Annotated in this window: 15 protein-coding genes; 6 read left to right on the top strand and 9 right to left on the bottom strand. The window is 67.8% G+C overall.

Annotated features, from left to right (window positions below; genetic code table 11):
* The first annotated feature begins 1 nt into the window (after position 1).
* Positions 2-1,408: a bifunctional dTDP-4-dehydrorhamnose 3,5-epimerase family protein/NAD(P)-dependent oxidoreductase gene (locus VXD91_RS12010; protein WP_212808003.1), complete on the top strand. Its 1,407-nt coding sequence runs from the start codon at positions 2-4 to the stop codon at positions 1,406-1,408.
* A 69-nt stretch (positions 1,409-1,477) separates the two neighbouring features.
* Positions 1,478-1,963, top strand: a complete 486-nt coding sequence (locus VXD91_RS12005; RefSeq protein WP_212808004.1) for a flavin reductase family protein — start codon at positions 1,478-1,480, stop codon at positions 1,961-1,963.
* 1 nt (position 1,964) lies between these two features.
* On the opposite strand, the gene VXD91_RS12000 is transcribed toward VXD91_RS12005, so the two are convergent.
* From VXD91_RS12000 to VXD91_RS11980, 5 genes are all read right to left on the bottom strand, one after another.
* Positions 1,965-2,126, bottom strand: coding sequence for a hypothetical protein (locus VXD91_RS12000; protein WP_166427982.1), 162 nt, complete (start codon positions 2,124-2,126; stop codon positions 1,965-1,967).
* 77 nt (positions 2,127-2,203) lie between these two features.
* Positions 2,204-2,956 carry a succinate dehydrogenase/fumarate reductase iron-sulfur subunit gene (locus tag VXD91_RS11995; protein ID WP_029121197.1) on the bottom strand — a complete coding sequence of 251 codons (753 nt, stop codon included), beginning with the start codon at positions 2,954-2,956 and terminating at the stop codon, positions 2,204-2,206.
* Positions 2,953-4,863 (bottom strand): fumarate reductase/succinate dehydrogenase flavoprotein subunit, encoded by a 1,911-nt coding sequence (locus tag VXD91_RS11990; protein WP_212808005.1) that lies wholly within the window; start codon positions 4,861-4,863, stop codon positions 2,953-2,955. Before VXD91_RS11990 ends, VXD91_RS11995 begins: the two co-directional genes overlap by 4 nt.
* Before the next feature lie 50 nt (positions 4,864-4,913).
* Entirely contained in the window at positions 4,914-5,741 is an 828-nt protein-coding gene (locus tag VXD91_RS11985; RefSeq protein WP_064986059.1) for a hypothetical protein, read from the bottom strand.
* Between the two features lie 92 nt (positions 5,742-5,833).
* A complete protein-coding gene (locus VXD91_RS11980) occupies positions 5,834-6,118 on the bottom strand; it encodes a hypothetical protein (protein WP_064986061.1) in 285 nt (94 codons plus the stop codon).
* Between the two features lie 145 nt (positions 6,119-6,263).
* On the opposite strand from VXD91_RS11980, the gene VXD91_RS11975 reads away from it, so the two are divergent.
* The 4 genes from VXD91_RS11975 (at position 6,264) to nirD (ending at position 10,470) form a co-directional block, all read left to right on the top strand.
* Positions 6,264-7,022, top strand: a complete 759-nt coding sequence (locus VXD91_RS11975) for an isocitrate lyase/phosphoenolpyruvate mutase family protein (RefSeq protein WP_029105699.1) — start codon at positions 6,264-6,266, stop codon at positions 7,020-7,022.
* Positions 7,013-7,420 (top strand): hypothetical protein, encoded by a 408-nt coding sequence (locus VXD91_RS11970; RefSeq protein WP_212808006.1) that lies wholly within the window; start codon positions 7,013-7,015, stop codon positions 7,418-7,420. The genes VXD91_RS11975 and VXD91_RS11970 overlap by 10 nt, the downstream gene beginning before the upstream one ends.
* A 130-nt stretch (positions 7,421-7,550) precedes the next feature.
* Positions 7,551-10,067, top strand: a complete 2,517-nt coding sequence (nirB, locus tag VXD91_RS11965) for a nitrite reductase large subunit NirB (protein ID WP_212808007.1) — start codon at positions 7,551-7,553, stop codon at positions 10,065-10,067.
* Between the two features lie 13 nt (positions 10,068-10,080).
* On the top strand, positions 10,081-10,470 hold the full coding sequence (gene nirD / locus VXD91_RS11960) for a nitrite reductase small subunit NirD (protein WP_212808008.1): 390 nt from the start codon (positions 10,081-10,083) through the stop codon (positions 10,468-10,470).
* A gap of 13 nt (positions 10,471-10,483) precedes the next feature.
* On the opposite strand, the gene VXD91_RS11955 is transcribed toward nirD, so the two are convergent.
* The 4 genes from VXD91_RS11955 to VXD91_RS11940 all read right to left on the bottom strand — a co-directional run bounded on the left by VXD91_RS11955 (position 10,484) and on the right by VXD91_RS11940 (position 13,894).
* Entirely contained in the window at positions 10,484-11,296 is an 813-nt protein-coding gene (locus VXD91_RS11955; RefSeq protein ID WP_212808009.1) for a hypothetical protein, read from the bottom strand.
* Positions 11,297-11,361: 65 nt separating this feature from the next.
* Positions 11,362-12,045: a sirohydrochlorin chelatase gene (locus VXD91_RS11950; RefSeq protein ID WP_133425856.1), complete on the bottom strand. Its 684-nt coding sequence runs from the start codon at positions 12,043-12,045 to the stop codon at positions 11,362-11,364.
* On the bottom strand, positions 12,042-13,190 hold the full coding sequence (locus VXD91_RS11945; protein WP_133425857.1) for a uroporphyrinogen-III synthase: 1,149 nt from the start codon (positions 13,188-13,190) through the stop codon (positions 12,042-12,044). The genes VXD91_RS11950 and VXD91_RS11945 overlap by 4 nt, the downstream gene beginning before the upstream one ends.
* Before the next feature lie 137 nt (positions 13,191-13,327).
* Positions 13,328-13,894: a GNAT family N-acetyltransferase gene (locus tag VXD91_RS11940; protein ID WP_133425858.1), complete on the bottom strand. Its 567-nt coding sequence runs from the start codon at positions 13,892-13,894 to the stop codon at positions 13,328-13,330.
* Positions 13,895-13,936: the final 42 nt, after the last annotated feature.

Below are 13,936 nucleotides of genomic sequence, written 5' to 3'. Positions count from 1 at the left end.
CGTGACCGAATACGGAAAACCGTTGTCCGCCAATGCCACACCGATTCCGGGCCTGACCGTCTGGGACCTGCCGGTGCACGGCGACAACCGCGGCTGGTTCAAGGAGAACTGGCAGCGTGAGAAGATGATGGCGCTCGGGCTGCCGGATTTCGGGCCCGTGCAGAACAACATCTCCTTCAACGACGCGGCGGGCACGACCCGCGGCATCCACGCCGAACCGTGGGACAAGTTCGTCTCGGTGGCGACGGGCCGGATCTTCGGCGCCTGGGTCGACCTGCGCGGCGGGCCGACGTTCGGCGCGGTGTTCACGGCCGAGCTCGATCCGTCGCGGGCGGTGTTCGTGCCCCGTGGGGTCGGCAACGCGTTCCAGACCCTGGCGCCCGACACCGCGTACGTCTACCTCGTCAACGACCACTATTCGGCTGACGCGCAGTATGTTTCGGTGAATCTGGCCGACGAGACGCTGGCCATCGACTGGCCGATTCCGCTCGAACGCGCCGAGCTCTCGGCCAAAGATCGGACGCATCCCCGGCTGGCGGACATCCAGCCGGTCGCACCGCGAAAGACCTTGGTACTGGGCGCCAATGGCCAAGTCGGCCGGGCCCTGCGCGCCGAATACGGTGACGACCCCAGCTTCGAGTTCGTCACCCGCGAGCAGGTGGACCTGTTCGGTGACCTCGAGTCGGTGCTGCGGTGGCAGGACTACGACACCGTCATCAACGCCGCCGCGTACACCGCCGTGGACGCGGCCGAGACCCCGAGCGGGCGAGCCGACGCCTGGGCCGTCAACGTCACCGGCGTTGCCGCGCTGGCCCGTATCGCGACCGCCCGCGGCCTCACGCTGGTGCATCTCTCCAGTGACTACGTGTTCGACGGCACCTCTGACTCGCCCTACCGGGAGGACGACCCGATCGCCCCGCTCGGCGTGTACGGCCAGACCAAGGCGGCCGGCGACCAGATCGTCGCGACGGTGCCGCGGCACTACATCCTGCGGACGTCGTGGGTGATCGGGGACGGCCGCAACTTCGTCCAGACCATGGCGTCGCTGGCCGAGCGCGGCGTCGACCCGTCCGTGGTCGACGACCAGGTCGGGCGGCTGACGTTCACCCCCGAGCTGGCCCGGGCGATCCGGCACCTGACCACGACCGGCGCGCCGTACGGGACGTACAACGTCACCGGTTCGGGTCCGGCGATGTCGTGGGCGGACATCGCCCGCCGGGTGTTCGAGCTCTCCGGCCACGACCCGGCGCGGGTGACAGGCGTCAGCACCGAGGCCTACTTCGCCTCGGCGACCGGCGCGGTGGCCCCGCGGCCGCGCAACAGCGTGCTCGACACCCAGAAGCTGGAATCAACGGGATTCATACCCGAGGCGGCCGAAGACTCGCTGGCGCGCTACCTCGGCCGGTAGCAGGGCGTTCCCGCCAAGCGGACGCTTGCTCGGGTGCCTCGGGGAGTGCCATGTGAAGATGGACGGACTATGAGCTCTACAGATCTCAGCCCGGCATCCCTGCGCGCGGCGTTCGGCCACTTCCCGATCGGCGTCGTCGCCATCGCAGCCCACGTCAACGGCGAGAAGGTCGGCCTGGCCGCCAGCACCTTCGTGCCCGTGTCGCTGGAACCGCCGCTGGTGTCGTTCTGTGTGCAGAACACGTCGACGACCTGGCCGAAGCTCAAGGACCTGCCGGCCCTGGGCATCAGCGTGCTGGGTCAGCAGCACGACGCCGCGGCGCGCACCCTGGCCGCCAAGACCGGCGACCGCTTCGCGGGCCTGGAAACCGAGGCTCGCGACAACGGTGCGCTGTTCATCCACGGCACCAGCGTGTGGCTCGAGACGTCGATCGATCAGCTGGTTCCCGCCGGCGATCACACCATCGTGGTCCTGGCGATCAGTGACATCGTCATCAACCCCGACGTCGAGCCGATGGTCTTCCACCGCAGCGCATTCCGCCGCCTGGAGGCCTGAGTCAGGGCCGGGAGGCCAGCTCCTGGCGATACCCCGCGACCCGCGCCTCGAGTTCAGCGGCGTCGTCAGGCCGCCCTTCCTTGCGGGCCAGTTCGGCGCGCAAGGAGAGCTCGCGGATCGCGGTCCGAATGTCGTTGACGCTGTGCGTTTCTGATTGGCCCATCTGGCTGCCTTTCGTCAAGGATTGGCTGCCCTTCCGAGCGTACGCCGAAACATCGCCGGCCCCGCCGGATCGGCAACCTACCGCCGGAAGAGCTTGTTCCCCAGCCAGACGATCGGGTCGTACTTGCGGTCGGCGACGCGCTCCTTCATCGGGATCAGCGCGTTGTCGGTGATCTTGATGTGCTCGGGGCAGACCTCGGTGCAGCACTTGGTGATGTTGCAGTAACCCAGGCCGAACTCGTCCTGCGCCATGTCCTTGCGGTCGAGGGTGTCCAGAGGATGCATGTCCAGCTCGGCCACCCGCATCAGGAACCGGGGCCCGGCGAACGCCTGCTTGTTCTCCTCGTGGTCGCGCACCACGTGGCAGGTGTTCTGGCACAGGAAGCACTCGATGCACTTGCGGAACTCCTGCGACCGCTCGACATCTTCCTGCTGCATCCGGTACTCGCCGGGCTTGAGGTCCTTCGGCGGCGCGAAAGACGGGATCTGGCGCGCCTTTTCGTAGTTGAACGACACGTCGGTAACCAGATCGCGCATGATCGGGAACGCCCGCAGCGGGGTGATGGTGACGGTCTCGGCCGGATCGAACGTCGACATCCGCGTCATGCACATCAGCCGGGGCCGGCCGTTGACCTCCGCCGAACACGACCCGCACTTGCCGGCCTTGCAGTTCCACCGCACCGCCAGGTCCGGGGCCTGCGTGGCCTGGATGCGGTGGATGATGTCGAGCACCACCTCACCGTCGTTGACCTCGACCTTGAAGTCGTCGAGGCCGCCGCCGGTGTCGTCCCCGCGCCAGACCCGCAGATTGGCTTGGTAGCTGTTGCTCATCGCTGGCTCCGTTCCGGATGGGCGGCCAATTCGGCGTCGGTGTAGTACTTCTCCAGCTCGGACAGCTCGAAGCAGGCGAGCAGTTCGGCCGGCATGGGCACCTGCTGCTCCGGGGTGACGGTCACGTCGGGGACGATCGGGTCACCGCCGCCCGCACTGCACACCAGCAGGATGTTGCGCCAGTCGGCGCTCATCTCCGGGTAGTCGTCGCGGGTGTGGCCGCCGCGGCTCTCGGTGCGGGCCAGCGCGGCCTTGGCCACGCACTCGCTGACCAGCAGCATGTTCCGCATGTCGACGGCCAGGTGCCAACCGGGGTTGAACTGCCGGTGGCCCTCGACGGTGATGTTGTGCATCCGGCGCTTGAGTTCGTCGAGCTTGAGCAGTGCCTGCTCGATCTCTTCCTTGGTGCGGATGATGCCGACCAGGTCGTTCATGGCCTGCTGCAACTCGGTGTGCAGCGTGTACGGGTTCTCCGCGCCGACGTGTTCGTCGAACGGCGCCAAGGCTTCCCGCGCCGCCGTGGTCAGTGCGTCATCGGAGACTACCGGCCGCGCGGGCAGCGCCTTGACGTACTGCGCGGCGCCGAGGCCGGCCCGCCGGCCGAACACCAGCAGGTCGCTCAGCGAGTTACCGCCGAGCCGGTTCGAGCCGTGCATCCCGCCCGAGCACTCGCCGGCCGCAAACAGGCCGGGCGTGCGGGCCGCACCGGTGTCGGGATCGACCTCGATGCCACCCATGACGTAGTGGCACGTCGGCCCGACCTCCATCTCGTCCTTGGTGATGTCGACCTCGGCCAGCTCCATGAACTGGTGGTACATCGACGGCAGGCGCTTCTTGATCTCCTCGGTGGGGATGCGCGAGGCGATGTCGAGGTAGACGCCGCCGTGCGGGGTGCCGCGGCCGGCCTTGACCTCGGAGTTGATGGCGCGCGCCACCTCGTCGCGCGGCAGCAGGTCAGGAGTGCGACGGGCGGAGTCGTTGTCCTTGAGCCACTGGTCGGCTTCTTCCTCGGTCTCGGCGTACTGACCTTTGAACACCGAGGGGATGTAGTCGAACATGAAGCGCTTGCCCTCGGAGTTCTTGAGCACTCCGCCGTCGCCGCGCACGCCCTCGGTGACGAGGATGCCCTTCACCGACGGCGGCCAGACCATGCCCGTCGGGTGGAACTGGATGAACTCCATGTTGATCAGCGTCGCGCCGGCCCGCAGCGCCAGGGCATGCCCGTCGCCGGTGTACTCCCAGGAGTTCGACGACACCTTGAACGACTTGCCGATGCCGCCGGTGGCCAGCACCACGGCGGGCGCCTCGAACAGCACGAAGCGGCCCGACTCACGCCAGTAGCCGAACGCGCCGGCGATGCGGTCACCGTCCTTCACCAGCTCGGTGATGGTGCACTCGTGGAACACCTTGATGCGGGCCTCGTAGTCACCCGTCTCGGCGAAATCCTCCTGCTGCAGCGAGACGATCTTCTGCTGCATGGTGCGGATGATCTCCAGGCCGGTGCGGTCACCGACGTGCGCCAGGCGGGGGTAGGTGTGGCCACCGAAGTTGCGCTGGCTGATCCGGCCGTCCTTGGTCCGGTCGAACAGCGCACCATAGGTTTCCAGCTCCCACACGCGGTCCGGTGCTTCGCGGGCGTGCAGCTCGGCCATACGCCAGTTGTTCAGGAACTTGCCGCCGCGCATGGTGTCACCGAAGTGCACCTGCCAGCTGTCCTTGGAGTTCGCGTTGCGCATCGAGGCGGCGCAGCCGCCCTCGGCCATGACGGTGTGGGCCTTGCCGAACAGCGACTTACACACCACCGCCACGCGCAGGCCCTGCTCCCGGGCCTCGATGACCGCACGCAACCCCGCCCCGCCGGCTCCGATTACGACGACGTCGTACTCGTGCCGTTCGAGTTCAGCCATGAAATAACTCCAAATTGTTGTGAATAGCGTTGAAAATCAAGACGTTTGACTCAGCCGACGAATCGCAGGTCGCTGAACCACCCGGCGGACACCGCCATGACGTAGAAGTCGGTGAACATCAGGGTGCCGAGGGTGATCCACGCGTACAGCTTGTGGCGGGTGTTGAGCTTGCTGACCTGCGTCCAGATCCAGTAGCGCACAGGGTGTTTCGAGAAGTGCTTGAGCCGGCCGCCGGTGACGTGCCGGCAGGAGTGGCAGGACACCGTGTAGACCCACAGCATGATGACGTTGCCCAGCAGGATGATGTTGCCGAGCCCGAAGCCGAAACCGCTGGGTGAGTGGAACGCGACGATGGCGTCGTAGGTGTTGATCACCGAGATGATGACCGCGATGTAGAAGAAGTACCGGTGGGTGTTCTGGATGATCAGCGGGAACCGCGTCTCACCGGTGTACTTGGCATGCGGTTCGGCGACGGCGCACGCGGTCGGGGACTGCCACACCGTGCGGTAGTAGGCGCCGCGGTAGTAGTAGCAGGTCAGCCGGAACAGCAGCAGGAACGGCAGGGACAGCGCCGCGAAGGGAATCAGCGACAGCGGTCCGTCGGCCGGCAGAATCTGGGGCCAGAACTCGCTGGCCGCACCACACTTGACGCTCAGACACGGTGAGTAGAACGGCGTCAGGTAGTGGTAGTCCGCGACGTAGAAGTGGTCCCGCTGGAAGGCGCGCACCGTCGCGTAGATGACGAACGCGGCGAAACCCAGGTCGATGAGAATCGGGGATTTGAGCCAGTTGTCGGTCCGCAGGGTGCGCTGCGGTATCTGCGCACGCGTGGGGGAGAAGACGCCGGTCCCGGGGCGGTTGGCGGCGGGTGCGCTCACGAAAGCATCCTCGATTTCGGTTGGGGGCAGGGCCTACCTATGAAGTTGTAGGACGGCGGTGATGGGCACGACGGCCGTCGTGCCCGAGTCGGTCAGCCGCCGACGCCACCGTCGTGGTCGTTCCAGAATTCGCTGGAGTAGTCGTGGTCGGGGATCACGATCTTTTCCTTGGCGTGCTGGGTCTTGATGCCGCGGCTGAATTCCAGCTCTTCGATGTCGATGTCCAGCCGCTCGATGTCGACGGCCAGGCGCTCGGCGTCATTCGCGATGCGGCGGGTGGCGGGGGAGTCCCCGTATTTGGCGGCCAGCGAGCTGACGGACCGGCGCAAACTGCCGATCAACTCGTGCAGTTCGGTGAGCTCAGTGGTGGTGGACATCGGGCGACCTCCTTGGGCTGAAGGGTGTCATAAATCACAGTACGACACCGGATGCTAGTCAGATCCGGAGATGAAAGTGAGACAGGTCACGTTTGTCGCGACGGTGTCGGCATGTCGTGGCAGTGGCTGTCGGTACGGTATGACCATGTCCGACGCGGTTCTGGCGCAGCGCGCCGAAGCACTATTGGCCCTGCACCAGCCGGGAAATCCGGTCGTCCTCCCGACTGTGTGGGACGCCTGGTCGGCGAAGCTCGCGGTGTCGGCCGGGTTCGTCGCGCTGACGGTCGGTAGCCACCCCGTCGCCGACTCGGTGGGCAAGCCCGACGGCGAAGGCATGTCGTTCGACGACCTCACCACGCGCGTCAGCCAGATCACCGCGGCCGTCGACGTGCCGGTGTCGGTCGACATCGAATCCGGTTACGGCGAGGCCCCGAGCCGCCTCATCTCCGGGCTGCTCGCCGCGGGCGCGGTGGGTCTGAACATCGAGGACACCGTGCACAAGGACGGCGGCCGCATCCGCGACGCGCAGGAGCACGCCGACCTGGTCGGTGAATTGCGCAGGGCGGCAGACGCTTCCGGGGTGCACGTCGTGATCAACGCGCGCACCGACCTGTTCCTGCGCCAGATCGGTGACGAGGCCGACCGGTACGAGCGCGCCGTGCAGCGGTTGAAGCTGTGCGCGGCGGCCGGCGCGGATTCCCTGTACCCGGTGGGCCGCCACGATGACGACACCTATCGCCGCCTGGCCGCCGACCTGCCGTTGCCCATCAACGCCATCGCGATCCCGGAGTCCGACGATCCCGCGTCCTTCGGCCCGCTGGGCGTCGGCCGCATCAGCTTCGGGCCGTTCCTGCAGCGCGCTCTGGGTACGGTGGCCGCCGATATTCTGGCGCGGTGGCAGTGAGCGAGCCCGACGGCGCCGAGGAGAACTACGGGTTGTGGTGGGCCGCAGGCGTTGCCGCCGCGATCCTGCTGATCATCCTGATCTACCAGGTGATCCAGACTTCCGAGGAGTCCGAGCAGCCGTCCGGTCCCGTCGGTGACTCTACGGTTTTGACGACGTATCCGACCACCACCAAGCGGACGACGACCCGGACCACCACGACGACGACCACCACCACGACCACAACGACGACGACGACGGAAAGCACGTCGGAGACGTCGACGACGGATGACACGACGACGTCCACCAGCACCTACACGCCGTCGAGCACCTCCGGTTACGGGACGACGACCACCACGACCACGATCTACAACCCGTACACCACCCCGACCACCGCCCCGCCTGCCGGCGTCGGGTAGCTCGGAAGCCCAGGTCTGTGACCGGGGCCACTCACTTCACCGGCGTTTGCCGAGGCCTGTGAGAAGAGCGTGACGGTCGATTCACACGCGGCAACACAATCCGCAATATCGGCTTCCTACCTTTTGGGGCATGGACGCGAAGAACCTTGTGGTCGTCGGCCACGGAATGGTCGGGCATCGCCTGGTCGAGGCGCTGCGCTCGCGGGATACCGCGGGCCAATGGCGCATCACCGTGCTGTCCGAAGAAGCGGACGCGGCGTACGACCGCGTCGGGCTGACGGGTTACACCGAGCACTGGGACCGGTCGAAGCTGGCGTTGCCGGGCAACGGGTATGACGGCGACGGCCTGGTCGACCTCGTGCTGGCCGACAAGGTCGGCGGTATCGACCGCGCCACCAAGACGGTGGTGACCGAGTCGGGCCGCGGCATCTCGTACGACAAGTTGGTCCTCGCCACGGGCTCTTACGCTTTCGTGCCGCCGGTGCCCGGCCACCAGCTCGACGGCTGCTTCGTCTACCGCACCCTGGACGACCTGGACGGCATCCGCGCCGCCATGCAGCGGTCGGCCGAACACGGCAACAACACCGGCGTGGTCATCGGTGGTGGTCTGCTCGGTCTGGAAGCGGCGAATGCGTTGCGCCAGTTCGGCATGCAGGCCCACATCGTCGAGCGGGCGCCCCGTCCGATGAACCAGCAGCTCGACGACGCCGGCGGTGCGCTGCTGGCCCGCATGATCGGCAAGCTGGGCATCTCGGTGCACCTGGATGTCGGCACCGACGCCATCGAGCCGCTCGACGAGGGCGTGCGCGTGCTGCTCAGCGACGGCACCCTGATCGACGCCGGCCTGGTCATCTTCGCCGCCGGTGTACGTCCGCGAGACGAACTGGCCCGCGACGCCGGTCTGGACATGGCCGAGCGCGGCGGCGTCCTGACGGACTTGTCGTGCGTGACAAGCGATCCGGACATCTACGCCGTCGGTGAGGTGGCCGCGGTCGAGGGCCGGTGCTACGGCCTGGTCGGTCCCGGTTACACCACGGCCGAGGTGGTCGCCGACCGCCTGCTCGGGGGTGCCGCCGAGTTCCCCGAGGCCGACATGTCGACCAAGCTGAAGCTGCTCGGCGTCGACGTCGCGAGTTTCGGTGACGCGCAGGGCGTCACACCTGACTGCCTGCAGGTCGTGGTCAACGACCCGGTGAAGCAGACCTACGCCAAGCTGGTGCTGTCCGACGATGCCAAGACCCTGCTGGGTGGCATCCTGGTCGGCGATGCGTCGGCGTACGGCGTGCTGCGCCCGATGGTCGGCGAGGCACTGCCCGGTGACCCGCTGGCGCTCATCGCCCCCGCCGGATCCGGCGACGGCGCAAGCGCTCTCGGTGTGGGTGCCCTGCCGGACGCCGCGCAGATCTGCTCGTGCAACAACGTCACCAAGGGCGACCTGTGCGGTGCGATCGAAGGCGGCTGCAGCGACGTCGCCGGCCTGAAGGCCTGCACCAAGGCCGGTACCTCCTGCGGCTCCTGCGTTCCGCTGCTCAAGCAACTGCTGGAAGCCCAGGGCGTCGAGCAGTCCAAGGCGCTGTGCGAGCACTTCCCGCAGTCGCGGGCCGAGCTCTTCGAGATCATCTCGGCCACCGAGATCCGGAAGTTCTCCGGGCTGATCGAGAAGTTCGGCACCGGAAAGGGTTGCGACATCTGCAAACCCGCCATCGCCTCGATCCTGGCGTCGACCAGCAGCGGTCACATCCTCGACGGCGAACAGGCCGCCCTGCAGGACTCCAACGACCACTTCCTGGCCAACATCCAGAAGAACGGCAGCTACTCGGTGGTGCCGCGCGTCCCGGGTGGTGACATCACGCCGGAGCAGTTGATCCTGATCGGTGAGATCGCCAGGGACTTCGGGCTTTACACCAAGATCACCGGTGGCCAGCGGATCGACATGTTCGGTGCGCGGGTGGACCAGCTGCCGGAGATCTGGCGGCGCCTCGTCGACGGCGGCATGGAGTCCGGGCAGGCGTACGGCAAGTCGCTGCGCACCGTCAAGAGCTGCGTCGGCAGCGACTGGTGCCGCTACGGACAACAGGATTCGGTGCAGATGGCCATCGATCTGGAGCTGCGCTACCGCGGACTGCGGTCACCGCACAAGATCAAGATGGGTGTCTCCGGCTGCGCCCGGGAGTGCGCCGAGGCCCGCGGCAAGGACGTCGGCGTCATCGCCACCGAGACCGGCTGGAACCTGTACGTCGGCGGCAACGGCGGCATGACACCCGCCCACGCGCAGCTGCTGGCCGGTGACCTCGACGATGAGACCCTGGTCCGCTACATCGATCGGTTCCTGATGTTCTACATCCGCACCGCGGACCGGCTGCAGCGCACGGCGCCGTGGGTCGACCAGATGGGTCTCGACCACGTCCGTGACGTCGTGTGCAACGACTCTCTCGGCCTGGCAAGCGAATTCGAAGCCGCCATGGAACGGCACGTCGACGGCTACTCCTGCGAGTGGAAGGGCGTGCTGGAGGACAAGGCCAAGCTGACCCAGTTCGTCTCGTTCGTCAACGCGCCTGACGTCGCCGACCCGACCATCGCGTTCACCGAACGCAACGGCCGCAAGGTGCCGATCGGCATGCCCACCGTCCCGCCCGCCAAGAGTTGATCAGGAGGCCACGATGACGCTCAACGACCTTTCCGAAGTTGCTCAGTACCAGGACCGTTCGGAGTGGACCGCGGTCTGCTCGTATCACCGGCTGGTGCCCGGCCGCGGTGCCGGTGTGCTGCTGCCCGACGGCTCGCAGGCCGCGCTGTTCCGCCTGCACGACGGATCGCTGTACGCCGTCGGCAACATCGACCCGTTCTCCGGTGCGGCCGTGATGTCCCGTGGGCTCGTCGGTGACCGCGCCGGCCGGGTCTGCGTGCAGAGCCCCATCAAGAAGCAGGCCTTCGCCCTGGATGACGGTGTCTGCCTTGATGATCCCTCGGTGCGCCTGCCCGTCTACCCGATCCGGGTGTGGGCCGGTCTGGTCGAGATCGGCCCGCTGGGCGTCGACGTGGCAGCCTGATTGCCGCTGGGCATCAGCGCGAGCAGCTGTTGTCCTCGATGGTCTGCAACACCCAGTACGCCGTGAACTCGATGATCAGCGCGATCTCGGCGATCAGCACGGCGTGATTGAAGCCGTCGAGACTCAGGTGCAGCACCACCGCGGTCAGCAAGCTGGCGGCCATCAACAGTGAGATCGTCTGGTACGCGCCACGGTAACGACTTCCACACGCCGGCGCGGTGCCGAAAGCCGAGCTGAACACCGTCAGCACGATGGCGCCGAACATGACGGCCGCGGCGATGCCGTGGGCGTTGATCCGGAACCAGTCCGGGGCCACGATCAGCACCACGACGCCGGTCCCGAGCACCGCGCGCTGCAGCCACCTCGCGGCGGCACCCAGCACGGTGCCGGGCCGCTTGGGCCGGAACAACAACCACGACGCGGCGCGTGAACCGGCGAGCACCACCGTGACCGTCCAGGCGTTGAACAGTACGGCCGACCCCGTCTGCACTGCCACGGGATCAGCTGTGCCGCACTGCAGTACCGGCCGCGTGGTGGGGACGACGGCGATCACGAAGGCCAACACCCCGGCCAGGTTGAGCAGCGTGTTCTCGGTGTCGCTGGCGCCCTGGTAAACGATCAGCATGGCGCCGATGGCGAACAGCACGCCCACGAACACGGCATGCGCGGTGGTGAAGTAGTAGGCGCTGATCGACGTCTGCCAGCACGTGGCGTGCGCGCGCTCGACGGCCAGCGCGGCACCCAACAGCACGGCCATGACCACCATGCCGCCACGGAGAAACCGGTAGGTGTCCAGCGCTACGTCATTGCCCGTCCGCTTGGCCATGTCTCCAGTATGGGCCGCGATATCCCCCACAAATGCGCGGTACCCCTTGCGTTTCCGCCGAAAACCTAGGCGGCCAGCGACAACCGGGCCGTCCGGAACCGGTGTGCCACCAGCTTGGCGACGCCCGGGTGCCGGCCCAACGGGTCGGTCACCACGTCGGCTCCGCACGTGTACAGCCGGTCCTGGAAGAGGCCGTCGGCCAAGAGGTACGACGCGACGGCGACGCGTTCGGCGCCGTGCTTCCGCAGCCGGGCCACCACGTCGCCCACCCAGTGCGTGCCACTGATCGCGAATGCGAGCTCGACGCGGCTGCCCAGCGTCGCCGACAGCATGGCGCACGTCCGGCGCAGGTCACCGGCTGCACGCGGGTCCGAGGTTCCGGCAGCCGCCAGCACCACGGAATCCGATGGGCGCCAGCCCGATTCGATCAGTCGGTCAGCGAGCACCCGGACCATTGCGGTCGAGGGCCCGAGGGCCGGCGTCACCGTGACGTCCCGGTGGCCGCTTTCGGCGATGCCGGCGGGGATGTCCTTGTGGACGTGGTAGCCCGACGACAAGAAGGCCGGGACGACGACGGCGGGTCCGGGCGGCAGCGTCGACAGCACCTCGGCCGGTGTGGGCCCGAGGACGTCGACGAACGCGGTGTGCACGCGACGGTCCAGCAGTCCGCTGACCTGCTCGGCCAGCTCGCCGATCATCGCGACACCCGAGCCCTTGCGGGTGCCGTGGGCGACCAGGACGGGGTTCATCGTGCACCTACCGAGTAGTCATCGACCGCCAGCCGGTAGCCACGCTTCACCACGGTCGCGACGATCTCCTTGTCGCCCAACGTGGTTCGTAGCCGCAGCACCGCGGTCTCGACGGCATGGGTGTCCGACCCGCTGCCCGGCAACGCGGCCAGCAGTTCCTGCCGTGACACCACCGCACCGGGCCGCAGCGCCAGCGCCCGCACGATGGACATCCCGGCCGGCGAGAGGTCCTTGACCACCCCGTCGACCACGACGCAGGTACCACGGATCTCGAGATCGTGTCCGGCGGCCCGCAGCTTTCGGGTCTGCAGCACGGGGAGCTCATCGGCGATGTGGCGCGCGAGCGCACCCAGGCGCATGCGCTCGGGGGCGGACGTCGGCACCCCGAGCCGGGCCAGCGGCCGCGCCGTCACCGGCCCGACGCACATGGCGTGCACCGGGCCCCGAAACGCGTCCAGCACTTGATCATTGATGCCGAGCTCGGTCGCGCGCATCAGGGTCGCCGCCACCGCGGGCGCCGAGGTGAAGCTGACGGCGTCGAGCCGGCGCTCGGCGATATCGCTGACCAGCGAGTCGAATGCACCGCCGGACGGCACCGGCTGCCACCGGTACACCCGGATCGGGACGACGTCGGCGCCGGCGCGGCGTAGCTCATCGAGGAACTCGGGGAACGGGTCCCACTCATCGGTGGCGCCGTGCAGCTGCACGGCGATCCGCATGCCGGCGATACCGCCCTGCAGCAGGTAGCCCAGCACCTCGCGGGACGACTCGGAATCGGGTGACCACTCCTCGGGCAGGCCTGCCGCCCGCAGCGCACCGGTGGCCTTGGGGCCGCGGGAGACGATCCGGGCGCGGCTGAGGGCATCGGTCAGTTCGCCTGACACGCCCCAGTCGTCGGCGGCGGACATCCAGCCGCGGAAGCCGATGCCGGTCGTGGCGATCAGGACGTCGGGCGGCACTTCGAGCAGCGCCTGGGTGTTGGTGCGGAGCTCGTCGTCGTCGGGCAGCGGGACCATCGAGATGGCGGGGGCGGCGATCACCGTCGCGCCGCGGCGGCGCAGCAGGGTGCACAGCTCATCGGCACGTCGTGCGGAGGTCACCGCCACCCGAAATCCGGTGAGCGGGGCCCGTTCGGGATCACTCATGCGTTCAGTGAAGGGACAACGTGTTTCCGGCTGGTTACCCGGCCATTGCTCAGCGGTGTCGCCGCCCCGGAAACGGTGACGTTTATGTCACACGCGGTGCTGAACTGGGCTTTTGTGGGCAGAAACCTCACAAGACCTCACCAGACGTCGCCTTCGCGCCAGTCACACGTGATGTCGGCGGTGGTGTCGACCTCAACCGAGACCGGCAGCACGAACAGCGAATGGTCGTCTTCGGGCGTGCGATTGACGCCGGCGGGCGCCAGCACGGACGTCGTGCCCCGCCACGGCAGCCAGCCGCGTGCGGTGTAGATCGGCCGTCCCGCATCCGAGGAACTGAGCGCCCCGATCTCGTAGGCGCCGCGGATCACCTGCTCGACGGCGTCGAGCACCGCCGTGGCCAGGCCCTGGCCCCGCCAGTCCTCGCGGACCGCAACGGCTTCGACGTAGCCGCACCGCAGCGCGGTGTTGCGGTACATCAGCCGGCGTTGGACGACCGCACCGTGCGCGATGATCGCGCCGTGGCGGCAGACCAGCGCATGCATGCCGCCCAGTGAGTGCTCCCAGTCGGCATCCGAGAAATCGCCGTCGTAGGCGTCGATGACCATCTGCCGGGCGCCCTCCCGGGTCTCGGCATCCAGATCAGCGGTGTGGACCAGTCGCGCCGTGTGAACGTTGTGGACGCGGGAGAGATCCGTGGGGTGCACCCCCTCGTTCTACCAGGATTGCGCAGCCTGCGCTGGTGCCTG

Origin of the sequence: Mycobacterium sp. SM3041, assembly GCF_039668335.1 — a bacterium.
In the GTDB taxonomy this organism is placed as follows: Bacteria; Actinomycetota; Actinomycetes; order Mycobacteriales; family Mycobacteriaceae; genus Mycobacterium.
This window is presented reverse-complemented; position numbering and strand designations above follow the sequence as displayed.